The following is a 20,683-nucleotide window of genomic DNA, read 5'->3' on the forward strand; positions in this document are numbered from 1 at the left end:
GCCTGGAAGTTGGTAGCGGGGGCAGGATTCGAACCTACGACCTCTGGGTTATGAGCCCAGCGAGCTACCGAGCTGCTCCACCCCGCGTCGAGATGACTTCCATCATCTGCGCTTGAACAGTGCGTTAACACAAAGTGTATTCGCTCTGTCCCGGCGACTCATGTAACTATACATAGGGAAAGGCACCTACCCAAATCCGCTGGGCAGGTGCCTAATCGATCGCGATTATAAGCCGGAACTACTTGTCCGTCTTCTGATAAGACTCCACAGCCTTGTCGAGCTCATCCAGGGCGCGGCCGTATTCCTCGAAGGAGCCATCGCGCGCATCTTCAAGCCCCTTCAGGGCCTTATTGATGTCATCGATGGCACCCGCCTCGTCGGAAGAAGACGGAGCGGAAGCCGGGGCCGAAGGCTTATCGTCCTTAGACTCCTTCTTGTTCTCCTCATCCTTGGCGCCGCCCTTGTCCTCGGAATCGCCGTCGACTTCCTCGATGTTCTGGGCAGACTTGGCGTCGATTCCCACCTGCTCGAGGGCATCGCCGATGGTCGGAGCATAGCCCACGCGGCCCTTATAGGACACGAGCACGCGCAACAGCTTCGGGAAGGCAGAAGCCTGGTCCTTGCGCTGGGAGTAGATCGGCTCGAGGTACAGGATTTCGCCGCCGCCTACCGGCAGTGCCAGCAGGTTACCGTTGTGCAGGTCATTGGTGCCCTCCCACAGGGTGCGGTCGCGGGCGACCTGGTCGGAGGACATCATCGCATCCTGTGCCTGCTTCGGGCCCTGGGTCTGTGTATTGGTGGGCAGCACGCGCACGGTGATATCACCGTAGTTTTCCGGTTCGGAGGATACGGCCATGTGCGCAGACAGGAACTCGCGGTTAAGACCACGGTAAGAGGTGGTCAGCTGGAAAGTCGGCTTGCCGGTCTCCGGGTCAGCGGCCATCACGTAGTACGGCGGCTGATTGAGCTGGCGGGATTCCTCCGCGGTGGGGTCATTCGGCACGGACCAGAAGGCATCGTTATTGAAGAAGACATTTGGATCATCCACGTGGTAGCGAGCTAACAGGTCACGCTGCACCTTGAACATATCCTCCGGATAGCGGAAGTGCTCGCGCAGCTCATCGGAGATCTCCGCCTCAGGCTTAACGACGTCCGGGAACACACCCTCCCAAGCCTTGAGCACCGGGTCATTCTTGTCGAACTCGTACAGGTCCACAGTGCCGTCATAGGCATCGACGGTGGCCTTGACCGAGTTCCGGATATAGCCGACCTTGTCATTGACCAAGCGCTGGGTGGTGCCATCGGGATTGAGGGTGTCCTGGGTGGCGTCGGAAAGCGAGGCACGCTGGGAGTAAGGCAGGGACTCCAAGGTGGTATAGCCATCCACAATCCACTTCAGGCGGCCATCAACCACGGCTGGGTAGGTAGCGGAATCGGTGGTCAGCCACGGAGCAACCTTTTCCACGCGCTCGCGCGGATCGCGGTCATATAGCAGCTTGGACTCGCTGCCGACGCGATCCGAGAGCAGGAAGTTCAGCTCGCGATACTTGGCGGCATACATGGTGCGGTCAAAGATATTGCCGATGCCAACGCCGCCCTTGCCGTCATAGGTGTAGGTGGAGCTATCGGTGTCGTATTCGACTGGGTTATCGCCGGTCTTGCCGGTAATCGCATAATCCATGCCGTCGGCCGCGCCGGCAATGACCGGGCCGTAGTAGATGCGCGGCTGATCTACCTTAATGCCAAGGGACTTCTCTGCGTCCTGGGTCTCGCCTTCGCCCTCGGACTCGCCGGCCTGAGTCTGTAGGTCAGACACGGTAAAGATGGGGAAACCACCGCGGGCAGAACCTGCATCGCGGGCCACCTCGTCGACCTTATTGGCCTGCGCTGCCACGAAGCCATTGCCGTGGGTGTAGACGGTGTGGCGGTTAATCCAGTCCGACTGATTCTCTCGCAGCTCGTTCGGATCCAGCTCGCGGGCGGCGACGACGAAGTCGCGCTTCTTGCCGTCGATCTCGTAGCGGTCCATCGACAGCGTCTCTGGGAAGCCGTAGAAGTTCTTCAGCTGCTGCATCTGGGTGAAGGTAGGAGAAAGGATCTCCGGATCCAGCAGGCGGAGGTTATTGATGGTGGCGTTATCAGAGGCCACCTTGTCATCGGAGACATCATCCCCGCCCCAGTTGTCTTCATAGGTGACGTGATCATCCGTGAGCCCATAGGCATAGCGGGTGGCCTCGATATTGCGGGCGATGGATTCTTCTTCCTTTGCCTGGCGGTTGGGCTGTACGGAAAAGCGTTCCATCAGCAGCGGCCATGCCTGGCCAATGACCAGCGAGGACAGCAGCATCAGCACCACGGCCAGGCCGGGGATGCGCAGGTCCTTGATGACAACGGCCATAAACAGGGCCACGGCCACGAAGATGCCAATGATCATCAAGATAATTTTCGCCGGCAGGTAGGCGTGAATATCGGTATAGGAACCACCGGTAAAGAGGTCGTGCTGGGTATTAAGCAGCTCATAGCGCTCCAACCAGTAGCCGATGACCTGGACTACCATCCACAGGCCGGCGGTAATCGCCAGCTGCAGGCGAGCGGGGTGGGAGATCGAGCCGCGCACACCGGCGGTCTTATTGCCAATGCGGATGCCGCCCAGCACGTAGTGGCCGAAAAGCGCAATAAGGAAGGCCAGGATCAACAAGATGGACAGGGTGCTAACCACCATCTTGAGAACTGGCAACGTGAAGGCATAAAAACCTAGATCGTGGTGGAACTGGGCGTCTTGTTCGCCGAATTCCTGACCGTTGAGGAAGAGCAGTACCGTGCGCCAATTGGACTGGCCGATGAAACCGGCGATGATGCCCACGACGGCGGGGATGACCTTGAAGAAGACACCCATGGACTTCTCAATGGACTTGCGGTACTGATACACCGGCGAGTTCAGGTCTCCCAAGTCGAGCGAATCCGGGCGCCCGCGCCAAGCAAAGTAGCCGGCGGCCCACACCACTGCAGCGGCCACAAGACCGAAGATGATAAAGAGGACTATCCGCGCAATAATCGCGGTGGTGAAGACGTTCCGGTATTCAATCGCACCAAACCACCTCCAATCCGTGTACATGCCCACGAGCATGGGGCCGAAGAACAAGAGGACGGCAATGATGGCCGCAATGATTGTCGCGACCCGCGGGGGCCGCTTCAACGGGGCGGCTGGTGTGGATGACCCTAAGGACAACGCCAGCTCCAATCAACTAGTGCGAATTTAAAACCTGTAGACTTCTTCCAGCTTAAGGAAGCAATACACAGATAACGAATAAGGATGTTCATGAGTTCCCCCGAATTATCACAGCCAGCTTTAAACCGCGCGATGACCGAAGCCGTGGAATTCGTCCACGCCGAAGGCTGGGACGCCCGCCCCACCATCTTCGCGCTGGTTCCCACCCACTTGGTAGCCGATCAGCTTGCCGCGCTCGATGAAGAGGACGCGGCGCCGCTTACCCTCATCGTGCAGGATAATGTGCCCGAAAACATTGAGCCTGGTTCTGAGCAGCTGGCCGATTATGTCTCCCGCCTGGCCTGGCCGCGCGAGGTCGCCGGCGTCATCTTGGCCCAAGAGATTAAGTTCCGCGATACCTCCAGCGAGGACCCCTCCCCTCGCCCGGCGCGCCTTTATTCCGGTGCGCTGCGCGAGGAAGGCATCGAAACCACGTTGCTGCAGCTGCGCCCCACCGAGGAGGAGTTGGAAGCGGCCGGACCGTTCGCGGAAGATGACATCCAGCTGCGCGGCGGCCCCCAGGTAGCTCCGGGGGTCATTGCGGCCTTGCGCTATGGGCTGAACCAAGACCCGGATGAGCTAGATTAGACTGAAGTGACAATTCTCGCCTGCGACTAAGGAGCATTTTCCTACCGTGCGACGCATTACTCTCACTCGCCTGACCTCCACCCGCGCCACCGCAGCAGCGCTTCTGCTGGGTGTAGGCGTGAGCACTGCCGCTTGTTCCTCGGACGATGCCGCGCCTGCCGACGCCCCCGTGGAGACCACCACCGCAGGTGCCGAGTCCACCGCCCCTGCGGCGGATACCGCTGAGGAAACCAGCACCGCCTCTAGCTCCTCTTCCACCGTTGAGTCCAGCGCGGAATCGAGCGCGGCGGAAAGCTCGGAGGCGTCTGAGGGGGCGTCGGCAAGCAAGGAGCCCGACAACGAAAAATTGGAAAAGTCTGTAGCCAAGGCCTATGACATCTTTGCTCCGGTAGCGCCCAAGGAGCTCTTCGCGCACTTCGACCGCTGCGATTCCACGGGCGGGGACGATTCCTATAATTGCTCTGGGCCGGAGGTAGGCCAGTTCCAGTTCTTCCGCTCGCACTCCAAGGCCAAGCAAACCACGCAGGTGCTCACCGAGCTGCGCAGCTCGCAGGTCATTGAGGATGACGGCGACCGCGTCGTAGGCTGGTCCACCTTGGGAACCACCGCGGTCATCACCGTGGTGGACAATAAAGAAGGCATGGTTATGCAGCAGATGATCTCCTCCGACCAGGAAGACCCGGAAGAGAAGATCAAGGAGCTGGGCCTAGCTAAGTAAGCCGGCTACTGGCAGGTTTTAATCTCCTTGCCGTCCGCGAAGTCCTTCATCGTGGACACTGCCTCATCCAAGGTGGAAACTTCCGCGATGGGCATATCGCCGTGGTCGCTCGCGGCGGCCTCGGAGCAATTGTCCTTCGGCGCGAGGAAGAGCTCCGCGCCCGCCTCGTGTGCCGCGGCGATTTTATGTTGGATGCCGCCAATGGGGCCCACTTTGCCATCTTCCTGAATTGTGCCCGTACCGGCCACGAACTTGCCGCCGGTGAGATCTTCCTCGTTGAGCTTATCGATGACCGCCAGGGTGAACATCATGCCGGCGGAGGGGCCGCCAATATCCTGCAGGTTGTATTTGACCTTTATATCGTCTTGCGGAACCGAGAGCATGGCGATGCCCAGCATTGCCTGCCCCTTTTGGTGGGGGTTCTCCCCTAGCTCGATTTCTTCTTCTTGCTCCTTGCCGCCCCGCTGGACGGTCAGCGTGACCTTATCGCCAGGGCTTTTCTGCTTGATGACGTCTTGGACCTCGCCCGGCTCCGAGACCTCCTTGCCGTCTACTGCGGTAATGACATCGTCCTTCTTCAGCGTGCCCTGCGCCGCGCCCTCATCCAAAACTTCCGCGATGGTGATCTTTACCGGCAGGTGCAGGTAATCCATGGCCGCCACGGTGGCTGCAGACTCGGACTGGGTAAAGGCCTGCTTATTGGACTCTTCTACCTCTTTATCGCTCATATTCTGCGGAATGACGGTATCGATGGGCACGATGGTGTCATCGGTCATCATCCAGCGGCCCAGCGCCTGTGCGAGGGTCATATTGGTGCGCACGGAGACCGTGGTCATGTTGAGGTGGCCGTCGGTGTCATAGGTTTTCGGCGCCTGAACATCAACGACCTGGGTGCCGTCGACCTCCCCCAACGTGTCCACCGTGGGACCTGGGCCCTCGGCGGCATAAGGCACGGTCAAAGACACATCGGTGCCGGGGATATGGTCAAGCGATACCAACGCACCGGTGAGGACGACGGGGATGGCGCCCCAGGCGATGGTGCGGACGCGACGGCTAGCAGGAGAATTCACGGATCAATACCCTACAACCTTTGCCGTAGTGTTCGCTGTCAGCGTAGCGGGGATCATGGAAAGTAGCCGGATGGTGCCGGTAGATTAGGACGCATGAGCAACGGATTCGGTTTTTCTTTCCCCAATAACGATGACGACGATAATGACGGACGTCGTGACCAGAACCCGTTCGGCGCATTCGGCGGCGCTAATGGTGGCGGCCTGGGTGACATGCTGAACCAGTTCGGTCAGATGCTGTCCGGCATGGGCTCTTCCATGAACTCGCCGGAAAACTCCGGCCCAGTCAATTACGACATGGCTAAGCGCATCGCCCTGCAGCAGATCTCGCAGTCCAAGGCGGTAAGCGCGGACGATACCAAGGCCGTAGAGGAATCCGTCCGCTTGGCGGAACTCTGGCTTGATGACGCCACCTATTTGCCCACCGCCTCTGGCACGGCCAAAGCCTGGGATTCCAAGCAGTGGTTGGAAGAGACCATGCCGGCGTGGCAACGCATGGTCACCCCGGTGGCAGAGCACATGAATGATGCTCAGCTGGACTCCATGCCAGAAGAGGCCCGCGAGATGATGGGCCCCATGACCAAGATGATGAACCAGATGTCTGGCATGAATTTTGGCATGCAGCTTGGCCACGCCTTGGGCGATTTGGCTTCCCAGGCGCTGACCGGCTCCGATTTCGGCCTGCCCATCGCCCCAGCCAATACCGTGGCACTGTTGCCACAGACCATCCAGAAGGTCGCCCGCGAGCTCAATGTTCCTGGCCAGGAGGTACTGGTTTATATTGCCGCCCGCGAGGCTGCCCGCCAGCGCCTGTTCAAGCACGTGCCGTGGCTGGTAGAGCGCATCGTCTCCTCCGTGGAGGAATATGCCATCGGCCTGGTTATTGATACCTCCCACCTGGAGGAAGTCACCCGCGAACTCAACCTCGAGTCCGGCGATCCACAGGCAATCCAGGATGCAATGAGCAAGTTGCAGGGCATGGACCTCTCCCCGCGCATTACGTCGAAGAACACTGCGGCCGCATCCCGCCTCGAGACCCTCTTGGCGCTGGTGGAAGGCTGGGCCGAGCACGTCGTTACTGAGGCACTGGGCGAGCGCATCCCGTCGACCTCGAAGCTGACCCAGGCATGGGCGCACCGCCGCAGCACCGGCGGTTCCGCCGAGAACGCCTTCAGCAAGGTGGTCGGCATCGAGCTCAATGCCCCGAAGGTCTCTGAGGCCGCTGAGCTATGGCGCCGCGCCACCGTCGCCGTAGGCGCGGAAAAGCGCGATAAGGCTTGGGATCACCCGGACTTCCTGCCTACTGCGGAGCACCTCGATAACCCGGCCGCCTTTATCGACTCCCTGCTGGACGAAGGCCCGGATGAGGGCTTTGAAGAAGAGTTTGCCAAGCTGGAGGAAATGCTGAAGAACGGCGAGGATACCTCTGCGGCGCAGGGCGACGAGTCCAAGGAGTCCGAGAAGCCGGAAGACCAAGACGACAAGAAGGACAAGGGCAACGAGGACGAGGAGAACTAGCAGCCCCAGCGCTGATAGGCCTCAAGATAGCCCTTCGCCCGCTCAGCGTGGGGCGCCCTGTCCGCCCACTGCCAAAAATCCCGCCCGTGACGCGGAATAAAAGTGTGGGTGAGCTCGTGAATAATCACTGAATCCAGCACATAGTCCGGCACGTGTTGCAGCCGGTCACTGAGCCGAATATCCGCGGTGGAGGTAGTACAGCTACCCCACCGCGTATTTTGATTGTTCACCCACCGAATAGAGCCGATGGTTGCACGGCCATCTAAATACGCCGCGTTGAGCCGCCGCGCATGTTCTTCGAGCTGGGCGTCCGTGCGCCGGCCGCTGCCCTGTTTCTTCTCCACCCGCGCCAACATATCCGCGACAGCTTCGCGCTCATCGCGCGCGGACATCCACGCGGGAATGCGTACCTCGAGCACCCCGGATACCATGCGCGCCTGCACGGTTTTCTTCCGCTTGGCAGAGCGAATGACTTTGACCTCTGGGGACTGCGGTGCGACAGGCTGCGTGCTCGACATGACAGGTGATTGTACCTGTGGTGCAATGGAGACCACATACTTCGGGGGAAGGGGCTAAAAGCGTGGGGATTTCTGCCACCCAGGTGGTCTTGGCGCCAGGCAGCGCAGTGTTTTGCCGTGAGGAAACGGTGATCCAATTCGGCATGGATGCTACCCGCGTCGGGGTTGCGGAAACTGGAAGCGCGCTCGCCGTCGCGACGGCTTTCAACACTGCTCGCGAGCCAGTGTCCCCGGAGGACTTGTCCCACCGGCTACGCGCCGCAGGGCTTGAGAAGGCGGCGGCGCTGAGCCTCATTGAAGACGCGCTGGACTACGGCATCCTCTGGCCACGCAACGCGGCCGATGCCACGGCAGACACCATTGTCCTCATGGGAGAATCCACCCTGGCGGAGAGGCTCCGCGCGCGCCTTGAGGCGGATGGCTTCCAAGTGCGCATACCGCTGGAGGAAGACAATGTCTTTTCCTATATCCACGACCTCGACGGCATGTATCCGGTCCTCGCCGTGGACCAGCTGCACTGCCCGCTGGATTGCGCGAATGCACTCGCGGGCACCGGAACCACGTGGATTCCAGTATCTTTGCTGGACAACCGTGGCGTCATCGGACCGGTACGTATCCGCGGCCAAGGCCCATGCCCATTGTGTGCGCACTTGGCGCGTGTGGATATGGACCCGCTTTGGAATATCATCAGCACCCAGCTCACCCGCGTGCGCCGCACGCCAGAAAACGTGGTGCTCGATGCGGTTGCGGCGCATACGCAGGTGATCATCCGGCGGCTCATGGGGCGGCCGCTGCCGCCAGGCGCGCCAACCGCTAAGCCGCGCCCCGGACAACAATGGGAGGTCGATGTCTACGGACACCACCAGCAGCGCACTGTCATAGCGCATCCACGCTGCCCGGTGTGCTTCGGCGGCAAGACCAACCTGGCTAGCTACGAACCGAACGAATAACCTCTAGTACCTGGGCACCGTAGCGCTCCAGCTTGCTAGGCCCCACGCCGGAAATGGAGAGCATCTCTGCCTCATCGGAGGGCAATTCCTCCGAAATCGCCTGCAGGGTGGCATCGGAAAAGATGACATAAGCCGGCACCTTTTCCTCACGCGCTACCTGGGAGCGCCACGAGCGCAAGGCGGCAAAGACCTCTTCATCGCCGCCGCCCTCGCAATCTTCATGGCGGCCTATGACCTTTTCCGCCGGTGTTCCCAGCGGGCCAGAGCACACGCGGCACCGCTTCGGGCGGCGCGAGCGAGACCCACCGCCGGCGGCATCTTCGGCCGCCGGGACGATGCCATCGAGGAAGCGGGTGCGCTCGCGCGAGGCACGCGAGCCGGTAGTCTTCGCCAGCGCCCACGACAGCGCGAGGTGCTCACGAGCGCGGGTAATGCCGACGTAAAACAGACGACGCTCCTCTTCCACCTGTTCATCGCCAGCCTTGATGGCGTGGTTGATGGGCATGAGCTTTTCCGTTAGCCCCACGAGGAATACCGCATCCCATTCCAAGCCCTTGGCGGCGTGCACGGTAGCCAGCGTCACGCCCTCCATGGCCGGGGCCTGCTTATCGGTAGAGCGCCGGCGCAACTCCCCCAGCACCCCGTTGAGATCGATGCCAGGAGTTGATTCCACAATCTTTTCAATGAGCCCTACCAGTGCATTGAGGGACTGCCAGCGCTCGCGGGCCTGGGCGCCCTGCGGCTCGGTGGAGCTCAAACCCAGCTCGACAAACGCGGCCCGGGCAATCGCCACCGGGTCATCCGGCAGGTCCTCACGGCGGGTCGCGGCGATGAGCACGCGGATGGCCTCCAGGATTTCCGGGCGGCGGAAAAAGCCCTCGCCGCCGCGGACTTGGTAGACCACTCCGGCGTCGGCAAGCGCCTGCTCAAACTGCTCCGACTGGGCATTGATGCGGTAAAGGATGGCAATCTCGGAGGCCGGCACACCCTGATCCAGCAGAGTAAGGACCTGGCCCGCCACCTCTTGGGCCTCAATTTCTTCGGACTCATAGGCCTTGAAGGTGGGCTCTGGGCCGGGCTCGCGCATGCCCTGCAGCTCCAAGCGCGTGCCCGCCGCGCGGCCGGTGGCCTTGCCAATGACCCGGTTGGCCAGGTCCGTTACCTGCGGCGTGGAGCGGTAGTCGCGCTGCAGCTTGACCACGGTGCCATCCGGATACGTGCGGGAGAAATTAAGCAGGTAGTCCGGGGAGGCACCGTTGAAGGAATAAATGGTCTGGTTAGCATCGCCCACCACGGTAAGGTCATCGCGCTCGCCCAACCAAGCGTTGAGCACCCGCTGCTGCAGCGGGGTAACGTCCTGGTACTCATCGACGACGAAGGTCCGGTACTGCTCGCGGAAGGTCTCCGCAATCGCCGGCACATTCTCGATGGCACCTGCAATGTGCATGAGGAGGTCATCGAAGTCCAAGTGCATCATGTCCGGCGTGGCCTTGGACTGCTCGTAGCGGCGGAAAGCCTCTGCCACCTTGGCTGGATCGGCCGGTGCACTGCGGTCCGTATTGGCGATCACGGACTCATAATCTTCGGCACTGACCAGCGCGGACTTAGCCCACTCGATTTCCGCCAAGACGTCTCGAATCATGTCCTTGGAATTATCCAGCCCCACCGAGCGCACCGCGCGGGCAACCAGCGGGAATTTATTATCCAGCAGCTGCCACGGAAGATCTCCTGCTACCTGCGGCCAGAAATACTTCAACTGGCGGCGCGCCGCCGCGTGGAAGGTCTGCGCCTGCACGCCGGCCACGCCCATGGTGCGCAGGCGATCGCGCATCTCTCCGGCCGCTCGCGCCGTGAAGGTCACCGCAAGCACGCGCTGCGGGCTGACAAAGCCTTGGTCGACCAAGTTGGCAATGCGATAGGTAATAGTGCGGGTCTTGCCCGTACCCGCGCCGGCCAAGATGCACACGGGCCCGCGCGGCGCCGTGGCCGCGCGCAGCTGATCTTCATCCAGCAGGGACAAATCCGGCTTAGTCACCGTGATACCACTCCATAATCATCGTGTGTGCAATTGAACCCGGACGTGGAAGCTGAAGCTCAGGCAGCTCGGCGCGCTCCACCCACCGGATTTCTTCCAATTCCCCATCAGTATGGCAGGTGGGGTGGACATCAGCCGTGCGCGCGCAAAAGCCCAGCATAAGGGAACCACTCGGTGGCCACGCCTGCGAGCCCCAATAGCGAATATCATCCACCCTGCGCCCGGTTTCTTCTAGGGCCTCGCGCGCAAAAGCTGCTTCAGCGGTCTCGCCCGGCTCAACGTAGCCGGCGATCAGAGAAAAGAAGCTAGTACGGCGGCGATTGCGCGCCAGCAAAATCCGGTCGGTTCCGCTGAGGCGAATAAGCCCGATGACGGCAGGATCCAGGCGTGGGAAAACCATCTGGCACTCGTCCACAGGATCGCGCCCCACGATTCCCGGTGCTGGGTAGTCGAGCTTGTGGCCGGTCCGCGGATCAAAGCGCTGCTCACGCCGATTGCGGATGAGCGCAATGGCTTGCAAAATCACCGGCTGGTCCGCAAAGAACGTTGCGCTTTCTAGCCGGCCCAGCTCGCTAGCACCGTCTTCCGGATACGCGCACGCCTGCAGGGGACCTAGGTCCACTACTGCGTGCTTGCCGACGCCCCCGGGAACCTTCTCCACCAGCACCGGTTCCCCCGCTGCCGTAACCGGTACCTGGCCGTGAGGGGTTACTGGGAGGAACACTTAATCCTCATCATCATCGTCCATGACCTCAATGGGTTGCTCCATCTCATGCTTGATGTAGAGCAGACGGTCGCCCGGCTTCAGCGCGGAGGCATCCGCAGTATCCACGCGGTGCAGCTCGTTATTGCGCAGGACAGCCAGCACGATATCTGCCAGGTGGCGTGGGTTGGAGCCCACCTCGAATTCGCGCACAGCGCGCTCGGCTACGGAGAAACCCTCGTTGGGTGAGAGCAGGTCTTCCATCATTTCCACCACCGTCGGGGTCACGGTGGCTAGGCCCAGCAGTCGACCAGCCGTCTCCGCAGAGGTGACCACGGAATCCGCACCGGATTGAAGTAAGAGGTGACGGTTCTCAGACTCGCGCACCGACGCCACGATCTTGGCCTTGGGCGCAAGCTCTCGCACGGACAGGCAACACAGCACCGCGGTATCGTCCGTGGATGGGGTAACGACGATGGAGCTGGCATGCTCTACCCCAGCGATCTTCAGCACATCCTGCTTGGTGCCGGAACCAAAGATGGTGACCAGTCCATGGTGCTCAGCGTGAGCGAGGGACGCACGGTTGGTATCGATGACCACGATCTGGGAGGACGGAACATCATCGGCCAGCAGCGCGGCTACGGCCCCGGCGCCCTTGGTGCCATATCCGATAACGACGGTGTGGTTACGCAATTGCTTTCTCCAGTTCTGGATTTGGAAAGTACGGCGGGCCTTATCCGTCAGCACGGACAAGGTCGCGCCAACCAATAAAACAAGGAAGATCAGGCGGGCGGGGGTAATAAGCGTTAAGTTAATGAACCTGGCCTGCGGGGACACGGGCACGATATCGCCGTAGCCCACGGTAGTCAGCGACACCGCCGCATAGTAGGCAGAGTCCAATAGCGACATGTCCTCGCTATACCCACCGCCGTCCACAAAGACCACGGCGGTCACGAAGACAACAATGCCAAAAGCCCACAGCACACGCTTGCCCAACTGACGCCACGGGCTGGAATCTTCATCCCTCGGCACCGTAATGACATCAATGAGCGCGTGGTCTGGCTGCGAGGACAGCTCGACCTGCGGCAAGAAACGACTTCTAAAGCGTGACTTCATTGCCTGCGCACGTTTTTTGGCCACTAGCCCCGCCTTCTTTTCTGGTCTCGAATGATTGCTCAAGAGATTGCGTGCTTACGCAACCGCCCACATACCTTAGCCCTTGTGGTGCTCAACTGACGATTCAAGGAGTTTCTTCAGCTCTTCCCCACGCGGCAGGCGGGCAGGCTCGAAGGTATAACCATCGTGCACATAATAAAACGCGGCACGAATCTTTTCCCCGCCGTGGATGCGGCGCCATGCCTCTGCGTACACCGCTAGCTGTATCTTGGCAGCATCCATAGCCTCTCCCTGGGGAGGGCGGCCGGTCTTCCAGTCCACCACCATCCAGGTGCCATCCTCCAAGCGGAATACCGCATCCATACGCCCGCGCACCACGGCCTCACCGATAGTGATTTCAAAGGGCGCCTCCACGTGCTCCGGCTGCCGCTCGGCCCACTCGGAATTCAGGAAGGCTTCCTTGAGCTCTTCCAAATCGAAGTCCTCCGGTTCATCGATTCCCGGAAGTTCTTCCTCGCCCAATAGCGCTGGGCTGCCGAAGCGGTCCTCCAACCACGCGTGGAAGGCGGTACCGCGCTTGGCATAGGAATTCGGCTTAAACGGCACGGGGCGGCGTTGCCTGCGGGCAAACTGAAGCGGGTCTGCCCGCAGCGCAACCATGTCAGAGGCGGTCAGCTCGCTGGGGAGCTCAACGTCTACCACCGGCTGTTGTAAGGCCTTGTACTCCTCAATAAGAGCGCCAGCTTCCTGCTCCCACAGCTCAAAGGTTTCACCGCGGCTCAAATCTGGGAGCTCTTCCATAGCTTCAAGCACCATGTCCGCACCGGCAACTGCCTCTGGGCTGGCCTGTAGCGCTGGGAATTGGGCGCTCTCCCCATAATCGTCCTCGGAAGGCTCGTCGGGGACGGACCACTCCACCACGTACTGCGGGAATTGCTCTTTCAGACGCTCTAGGTATTCATAGGGAGCCTTCTTATTCTTTCCATTGAGGTTATTGGTGCCCGAGCCGGTAACGGTCAGGGTGGATTCGGTACGCGTCAGCGCCACATAAAAAAGGCGCGCCGATTCTTCCGCCTTGATGGCGCTATCTGCCTTTTTAAACTCCTCGCAGGCGTTGTGGAAATCCGAGCGCTTCTCGGCATCCTCCGGGACCTCAATATAGTCATCGTCTCCCGGGACCTTATCGATCCTGGACAGGAAGGTCTCTGCCTTTGCGCTATAGCTGGACGAATCCGCATGAACCACGCAGACGTGTTCCCATTCCAATCCCTTGGCCTTGTGCGCGGTCATAATCTGCACGCGGTCAGTGGCGGCGGGAACCTCGCCGAGGTCTAGGCCATCTTCCTTCTCGAGCGCTAACGCGAAGTAATCCAAGAGCGCATACAAGGAATCACCATGGAAGCCCGCAACGATATCGGCAAATTTATCCAGGTGTGTTGCTCCCCCTGCGCTTCCACGCGCTAGGACTTCGGTGCGGATATTAAATAACGCTTCAATATCGGCGAAGATGTCCACTAGGGGTTTGGAAAGAGAATAGGTGCGCAGGTGTCGCAGTTTGGCAGAAACCTCTTCCATACGGGCGAGGCCTTGCGGGGTATAGCGGTCTCTTTCACCTAAATCTGCCAGGGCGTCGGCAAGGCCGACTCGCTGATCCGGCTCCTCAGCGGTGACATCTTCCAACTGCGCGCGCAGGTATTCTTCTGGGTCCATTCCCGGTTCCCAGCGCAAGCGCTCCTCCCTCGCGCCAGCCAGGTTTCGTAGGCGGGAAGCAAGTGCTTGAATATCGCTAATTCCCAGGCCACAAATGGGGCCCGCGAGAACGCGCACGGCCGCAGGCAAGTCTTCTGGGCGCACGAGCATGGTGGCAATGGCTACGAGGTCCTGGATTTCTGGCTGCCACAGCAGGCCACCGAGACCAATGATTTCATTGGGTACGCCCGCTTTATCTAGGGCCGCAGCGATGGGGGCGGAGTGCCTATTTATACGCACCAAAACCGCCGCGCTGAAAGTATCTCCTTCGCGCTTGTCCCACTGGTCTTTCAGGTACTCGGCAACGAATTCACGCTCGCGAGCCTCGCTGTCGAAGTACGCCAACTGGATTTCGCCTTCGCCCTTATGCGGGGCGGCAGAAAGCTCGTCCACGGGGCGTTCAACGCCTTCGAATACGCCCTCCGCCACTGAGTTAGCCAAGTCCAGCGCACCTGAAGGGTTGCGCCAAGAGATGGTCAGCTGGTCCTTCGGGGCGGGTGTGCCCGGCGCGACCGGGAAGTCTTCCACGAAGGCAGTGAGGTTTTCAGAGGTAGCACCACGCCACCCGTAGATGGCCTGCATTGGATCGCCCACGGCCGTAACCGACAGGTCCTCTTGGTCCCCTCCGAACAGGCTGCGTAGAAGCACGCGCTGGGCATAGGAGGTGTCTTGGTACTCGTCTAGCATGACGACCTTATAGCGCTGGGACTGCTGCTTTCCCACCACAGGATGGTCGCGCGCGACGCGCGCGGCGACGGCCATTTGCTCGCCAAAGGTGATGACTTGTCGCTCAGATTGTTCCTTTTTCAGGGCCTCCAGTAGCGGCACGTACTGCACGCGGCGCTCCTGTGTGTGGATATATTCCAGCAGCTTTTGCGAGTATTCGGGGCCATTCTTTTGGGATTTATCGAGGTTATCGATGTCCGCCCGAAAGTCGCGGGCATGCTCGGCGATGTGACTTGTGTCCTTGAGCCCATTATCGATATCTTGGCTGAATTTCAGCAGGGTCTCGGTAATCGTGGCTAGGGCGCGATCGTCTTCCAGCTGGCCGGTGTAATTGCGCACCACATCGTAGGCCAAGGAATAGCGCTCGGCCTCGGTGATGATGCGTGCGGTGGGCTCTACTGGAACCAACAGCCCGTATTCGCGAACGAGTTCTCCCGCATAGGAGTCATAGGTAGCTACCTTCGGCGCAATGTTTTCTAACGCTTCTGCCACCTCGCCGCCTGGTGGGATGAGGCCGGAATCGCGCAATTTAATCAGCTGCCGCCGGATGCGCTGCTCCAGCTGTTGCGCGGCCTTACGGGTGAAGGTCAGGCCGAGAACCTGCTCCGGGCGCACATAGCCATTGGCCACCAAGTACACCACGCGCGAGGCCATGGTTTCTGTCTTGCCGGCACCAGCGCCGGCAACCACGAGTTTGGGGCTAAATGGGCCTTCGATGACGTGGGCTTGTTCCTCGGTAGGCGGATAGTCCTTGCCCAAGGCTGCAGCGATCTGCTGTGGGGAAAAATTGCTCTTAGGCATCGGTGGTCATCCTTCCTTCTTCCTGCACGGGGCAGATGGAGCGAATTGGGCACTTATCGCAGTCTTTGTTGGTGCGTGCGGTTATGCGCGGGCCACGCATCTCCTCCACCAGCGGGGGCAGAAGCGCGGCGAATTCTTCCAGGGCTTCAGGTGACTTATCGCTTTGCCAAATCTCACCAATCTTTTTGGTGGTCGCACCTGGATACACCAGCACACCACCCTGGCGCGGCATGCCTTCACCGTCGTGGACCTGGTGGCCGTCGAATGCGCCGTGGGCTAGTGCCAGCTGATAGGTCATCAGCTGCACATGGTCCTCGCCCTCTTTCTTAGCCGGCTTGCTTCTGCCCGTCTTGAGGTCCACCACCAGGTAATTGCCCTCTTCATCGCGAAGCAGACGGTCCATATAGCCGCCGATGCGCACCTCCTCGCTGACACGTACGCCTACGGGGATTTCCACACCGGCAAGCTCTTGATTGACCTCGGATTGGCACGCCCATTCCCGGGCGCGGTCCAACAGGGTGGAAAACTCATCGAGTTTGAAACGCAATTGCCACTGCGGTACGTCCTGAATCCGCTCGAAGGCTTCCATCACCAATAGCTTGGCCTTTTCCGCGTCCATGCCGCGGCCAAGGGCTTCAAAGAAGGCGTGCGCCAAAGTACCGCGGAGCAGGTGTTCCTCGGTGCTTGGGTCCTCAGCCACATTGCCGAGCACGGCCTTGAGTGGACAGTTGAGCAATGCTTCCACACGGGAAGGCGACAAGCTACCGCTGGTATGCAGCGGCACTTCAGCCGCAACGGAGCGCGCAGACCACCATTGCTCCGGGTGGGCGCCAGGGATATCGGCTGCTGCTAAGCGGGCGAGCTGGCGCGCTGCTTGTTTGCGCTCAACCTCACTGGATTCCGGATTGGTAACTACGCGGCGCAATTGTGCAACAAAGGCTGGCACGGACAGCACCGCCACATCGAGGGGATCCACCTCGAGTCCATCGCGCAATGACACGGGTGCGGGTTCGGGCACATCGAGGCCCAGTTCGCGCGGGAGTTGGGTGCGGCGCAGCGCCCGCTTTGCTTGCCGACGCGCAGCTTGACCAGGCACGTCCACGCCACGGCCAGCGAATTCGCTAATGAAGCGCGAAGGCTCAGAGACCGTATCGCCCTCCGGGTTTTCCACAGCGGCAATAAGCAGGCGCTGTCGGTGGCGGGTGGTAGCGACGTGGAAGAGTCGACGCTCCTCTGCCAAACGGGAGGCAACGTGGCTGACGGGGGTATCGGGATCAATATCGTGGTCGAGGAGATCGATGAGATCTTCCTGCCCAAAGATGGAGCCAGTCTCCCCTAGCGAAGGCCAGCTTCCCTCCTGTGCGCCGGCCACAATGACGGTATCCCATTCACGGCCCACGGCGCCGTGTGCAGTCAGGATCTCTACTGCCTGCGGAATAGCGGTGCGGCGGTCACGCACACCGGTGGGAAGTTCCTGTTCGGTGATATGCGTCAGGAAGGCGCGCAGCGAGGAATCAGGGCGGCGCTCGACGTAGTCGCCTGCGGCGTCAAAAAGCGCCATCATTGCATCCAAGTCGCGGTCGGCCTGCGAGCCGGTCGCACCACCGCGCAGCGCCGAAGCCTGCAGGCGGTTATCTAGCTCAGTTGCGCTCCACACAGCCCAGAGGACCTCCTCCACAGAGTCCCCGGAGGCGAGTGCGTCCCGGCCGGCGCTTAGAACCGCGCGTACACGCTCCAGAATGGAGTATTCGCGCTCAGTAAGTTGCCCATTAAAATCTGGGAGCTCGCCATAGAGAAGACCGCGAAGGCTATCGATGCCCCGGGTGGTGGAATCCCAGCGGCGCAGACCACGGATAAGGCGGCGCAGGGTGACGGGATCGGCGCCACCCACGGGGCCGGTGAGCAATTCTTCCAACTCCGAGTTTGATAGGTCTTCCTCCAAGGCACGCAGGGCGAGCAGCACGGCGGAAACCAAACGCTGTTCGGCCAAGACGACGTCGGTAGGGCTAATGTGCACGGGCACGCCGGCGGCCAAAAGGGTGCGGCGCATCTGCCCGATATCACCGGTTGAACGAACGATGACGGCGATATCCCGCCAAGGCACGCCGTCTTCTAAGTGACGGCGCCGCACGGTATTGGCTACGACGTCACGCAGACTGCCGTCCGAATCCACAATGGAGATGCACGCCGGAGCGGGTGTGCGGTGGGGCTCGGTGAGCTCGATGTCGTGGTCAGCTGGGAAATCCCGCAGGAAACGCGAGCTAGCACCGCGGAAGGCAAAGACGGATTGATCGGCATCGCCGCCTACCACCACGAGATCCGCCTGCGGGGCCATGTCGCGAATGAGCTTGCCTGCGGTGGGGTCGAGCAATTGCGCATCATCGACAATGATGGTGTGGAAGGGGTGCTCGCGCAGTAGCTGGGGGCGCTGAAGAACCGCGGTAACCAATTCCGCAGCGGAATAGGAATGGGCGCGGGAAAGGAGCTGCACGCGTTCGTACTCGCGCAGGAATTCACCCGCCGCGGACCACATGGGGCGGCCGTGCTCGGCACCGAGGCGCTCTAGGTCGCCCGGGCCCAGGCCGCGTTCAATGGAGCGCAACAGGAAATCGCGCAGCTGCCGGGCGAAGCCCACATATTCCAGCGCGGGCCGCATCTCCGCGGGCCACGAGCCATGCCCGTCTTCTGCTTGGCCAGTGAGCAGCTCGCGGATGACGGCGTCCTGCTCCGCACCGGTAATAAGTCGCAGCTCCTCCTCGGCCGCTGTGCGCAGCAATGCAAATGCGAGGGAGTGTACGGAACGCACCATGGAGGTCTGGGCGGCGTAATCCTCGAGGCGCTCAGAAAGTTCGCGGCGCAGCCGGGCGCCGGATTCCTTCGAGGGAGCGATAACCAGGATGCCGGAGGGATCCGCGCCGGTCTCCCGGGCTTTATCCAAGGCATGAATGACGGTATCGATAAGGAAGCTGGACACACCGGTGCCGGCGGCACCGGTTACCTTCCAGGTACCGGATTCGGGCAGGCCAACAGGCCAGCTGCGGGTCGTGGCGGACTGGGTACGGGGAACGAGACGCACCTGCGGGGACGGTGGAAGGACCACTCCCGCACGCGCGGTGGAATGGGGGTCGTAACTCACCGCTCCAGTATGGCAGATGCCCGCGACACCAGATGCTGCTCCACCCGTTCAATATGCGAACGCGTGTTTGAACGCGACGCGGAGTGCAGGTCATTGACATGACGGCGATACGACACCGCGCGCAACAGCAATTCCGGCATACCGGGTACATGACTAAAGCGCTGACAGATCCCATCATCGACCGCTTGGCCAATGAGCCCATCCACAATAACCAAAGCGGCCGTCCAGCCGGCTGGGCGCGGGGATTCGCTCGGTACAATGTCCACAATGCCCGGCGGGTTGGAGCCGTGGTAAACCGTGGTGGTGAGAAGAGCGGTGTGGGCGGGGATAAGGGGGACGTCGGCAAGCAGGGCTGGGCGATAAGCCTCGCCCGTTTCCTCCCAGGCGGCGCGCTCTGCGCGAGCGAAGGCATCGCTGCGCTGCCCGTTGGGAAGGGGTACCTCGGCTATAGCCGCATCCAAGCGCAACGCCATCTGTGCGGTTTCATCAATTCGCCCGCGTACTTGGCCCGGAATAAACTGGGTAGCCTTCCACCCAGCGGCCGTGTGCCGGCCATCGCTAGACAGTACCGGCCGGGAAACGCGGGCCCCCTGCACGCTGAGGCGCTCGCGCACCTTAGCGGACCAGGCGGCAAACGGACCGGCCTGGGAATAGACCACGTCGCCCACCTTGATGCCGTTATCCCACACCGGGCCCAATTGATCGCCCTGCGCGCGGCGGGTACCAGTGGCACCGGTTTCCGCGTGGAAGGCGCTTAACACATGCTCTGGGGGAAGCGGCATCCTTAACTCCTATTCGGGTTGGTGGGGATCCTTATTATCCGGATTCGGATAAGGCCACGGGTTTGGTGAGCAGGTCACGTCCTCATCAGGATAGACCTCGCTGGGATTGCGATCGTGCAATTTCTTGTTGTTAAGGTCCAAGGTCTGCTGCATCATGACCGGCGCTAGCTTGCCCTGGCCGCCACACGGCTGGTGGTCCGCATAGCCAATGGCATGGCCCAACTCGTGGTTGATGACGTACTGGCGGTAATTGCCCATATCCCCCTCAAACGGCGTCGCACCGCGCACCCAGCGGGCCTCATTGATAATCGTGGTGGACTCGCCCGTAATGGTGGTGTGGCAGGAGGTTTCCGTTTCAATCTTCTCGCCACAGCGCTCTGCGGCGGTGCCGAGCGAAGTCAGCTGGATGCGGGTATCCGGTTCCGCATCAGCGGCCACGTGCTCGAACTCAAAGTCCTTTTGCGCGGTCCAGCCACGCGGGTCAGACAAGGTGGCCTCCACCATGGCGGCAAAAGACTCATCGCCTCCATACGGTGCGGTGTTAAGGCCATCTTCTACCTCGATGGAATAGCGCACCTTTTGCTCGCCGCCCTTACCCGCAACGGCGCCAGGCTCGCCTACCTCGTGGAAGGTGCCCTTGCCCTGCTTGGTATAGGAGCCACCGGGCGGCATCTCGCTGATTTCCCGCTTGACCGCTGCAGCATCGGCAGGATCAGGGCCCATCTTCTCCGTACTCGTTGGGGCAGCCTCGCTAGTGGCTTCCTCCTTTTCTTCAGAGGAAGAGGCGGTGGCGATATCGACGATGAACCAAATGGTCAGCGCGATCATGAGGGGGATAGCCACCACGCGCCACCAGCCGTATTGACGCGCAAACCGGACCACCGCATTGGGGTGGTCCGGCGCATGGCCCTGGCTCCGGTGAGCGTGGCGATTCTCCCTTTTTTCCATGGGGCCTTAGGTTACCCGTTTGTATTCAAAAAAGCTGAATCAACAGCCCTATGCGCTCGC

At 61.0% G+C, this 20,683-nt stretch carries 14 protein-coding genes and 1 tRNA gene; 4 read left to right on the forward strand and 11 right to left on the reverse strand.

Annotated features, from left to right (window positions below; all coding sequences use genetic code 11):
• Positions 1 to 10: 10 nt before the first annotated feature.
• Both CORTU0001_RS00495 and CORTU0001_RS00500 read right to left on the reverse strand, forming a co-directional pair.
• Positions 11 to 87, reverse strand: a tRNA-Met gene (locus CORTU0001_RS00495).
• A gap of 151 nt (positions 88 to 238) precedes the next feature.
• Positions 239 to 3,196: a UPF0182 family protein gene (locus CORTU0001_RS00500; protein WP_034667819.1), complete on the reverse strand. Its 2,958-nt coding sequence runs from the start codon at positions 3,194 to 3,196 to the stop codon at positions 239 to 241.
• Positions 3,197 to 3,319: 123 nt separating this feature from the next.
• Between CORTU0001_RS00500 and CORTU0001_RS00505 the strand changes: the two genes are divergently transcribed.
• Positions 3,320 to 3,856, forward strand: coding sequence for a PPA1309 family protein (locus tag CORTU0001_RS00505; protein ID WP_005322346.1), 537 nt, complete (start codon positions 3,320 to 3,322; stop codon positions 3,854 to 3,856).
• 46 nt (positions 3,857 to 3,902) lie between these two features.
• Positions 3,903 to 4,574: a hypothetical protein gene (locus tag CORTU0001_RS00510; protein WP_005322348.1), complete on the forward strand. Its 672-nt coding sequence runs from the start codon at positions 3,903 to 3,905 to the stop codon at positions 4,572 to 4,574.
• Positions 4,575 to 4,579: 5 nt separating this feature from the next.
• Here CORTU0001_RS00510 and CORTU0001_RS00515 read toward each other — a convergent pair whose 3' ends face one another.
• Complete coding sequence (locus CORTU0001_RS00515) at positions 4,580 to 5,644, reverse strand: YlbL family protein (RefSeq protein WP_005322350.1); 1,065 nt, start codon at positions 5,642 to 5,644, stop codon at positions 4,580 to 4,582.
• 93 nt (positions 5,645 to 5,737) lie between these two features.
• On the opposite strand from CORTU0001_RS00515, the gene CORTU0001_RS00520 reads away from it, so the two are divergent.
• Positions 5,738 to 7,159: a zinc-dependent metalloprotease gene (locus tag CORTU0001_RS00520; protein WP_005326529.1), complete on the forward strand. Its 1,422-nt coding sequence runs from the start codon at positions 5,738 to 5,740 to the stop codon at positions 7,157 to 7,159.
• On the opposite strand, the gene CORTU0001_RS00525 is transcribed toward CORTU0001_RS00520, so the two are convergent.
• Entirely contained in the window at positions 7,156 to 7,677 is a 522-nt protein-coding gene (locus CORTU0001_RS00525; protein WP_005326531.1) for a M48 metallopeptidase family protein, read from the reverse strand. The genes CORTU0001_RS00520 and CORTU0001_RS00525 overlap by 4 nt on opposite strands.
• A 62-nt stretch (positions 7,678 to 7,739) precedes the next feature.
• Here CORTU0001_RS00525 and CORTU0001_RS00530 point away from each other — a divergent pair, with 62 nt between their 5' ends.
• The gene (locus CORTU0001_RS00530) at positions 7,740 to 8,627 is read left to right on the forward strand and encodes a hypothetical protein (RefSeq protein ID WP_005326534.1); all 888 of its coding nucleotides are present in this window, start codon (positions 7,740 to 7,742) and stop codon (positions 8,625 to 8,627) included.
• Here the strand turns inward: CORTU0001_RS00530 and CORTU0001_RS00535 are convergent.
• From CORTU0001_RS00535 to CORTU0001_RS00565, 7 genes are all read right to left on the reverse strand, one after another.
• The gene (locus tag CORTU0001_RS00535) at positions 8,605 to 10,662 is read right to left on the reverse strand and encodes an ATP-dependent DNA helicase UvrD2 (protein ID WP_005326537.1); all 2,058 of its coding nucleotides are present in this window, start codon (positions 10,660 to 10,662) and stop codon (positions 8,605 to 8,607) included. The genes CORTU0001_RS00530 and CORTU0001_RS00535 overlap by 23 nt on opposite strands.
• On the reverse strand, positions 10,655 to 11,386 hold the full coding sequence (locus CORTU0001_RS00540; protein ID WP_005326539.1) for an NAD(+) diphosphatase: 732 nt from the start codon (positions 11,384 to 11,386) through the stop codon (positions 10,655 to 10,657). The genes CORTU0001_RS00535 and CORTU0001_RS00540 overlap by 8 nt, the downstream gene beginning before the upstream one ends.
• Positions 11,387 to 12,505, reverse strand: a complete 1,119-nt coding sequence (locus tag CORTU0001_RS00545; RefSeq protein ID WP_005326540.1) for a potassium channel family protein — start codon at positions 12,503 to 12,505, stop codon at positions 11,387 to 11,389.
• A 72-nt stretch (positions 12,506 to 12,577) separates the two neighbouring features.
• A complete protein-coding gene (locus CORTU0001_RS00550) occupies positions 12,578 to 15,757 on the reverse strand; it encodes an ATP-dependent helicase (protein ID WP_005326542.1) in 3,180 nt (1,059 codons plus the stop codon).
• Positions 15,750 to 18,857, reverse strand: a complete 3,108-nt coding sequence (locus CORTU0001_RS00555) for an ATP-dependent helicase (protein WP_208853845.1) — start codon at positions 18,855 to 18,857, stop codon at positions 15,750 to 15,752. Before CORTU0001_RS00555 ends, CORTU0001_RS00550 begins: the two co-directional genes overlap by 8 nt.
• A 32-nt stretch (positions 18,858 to 18,889) precedes the next feature.
• Positions 18,890 to 19,675: a hypothetical protein gene (locus CORTU0001_RS00560; protein WP_005326547.1), complete on the reverse strand. Its 786-nt coding sequence runs from the start codon at positions 19,673 to 19,675 to the stop codon at positions 18,890 to 18,892.
• A 9-nt stretch (positions 19,676 to 19,684) separates the two neighbouring features.
• Positions 19,685 to 20,623, reverse strand: coding sequence for a DUF3152 domain-containing protein (locus CORTU0001_RS00565; protein WP_005326549.1), 939 nt, complete (start codon positions 20,621 to 20,623; stop codon positions 19,685 to 19,687).
• Positions 20,624 to 20,683 lie beyond the last annotated feature (60 nt).

It is taken from the genome of Corynebacterium tuberculostearicum SK141 (assembly GCF_000175635.1).
GTDB classification, from domain to species: domain Bacteria; phylum Actinomycetota; class Actinomycetes; order Mycobacteriales; family Mycobacteriaceae; genus Corynebacterium; species Corynebacterium tuberculostearicum_C.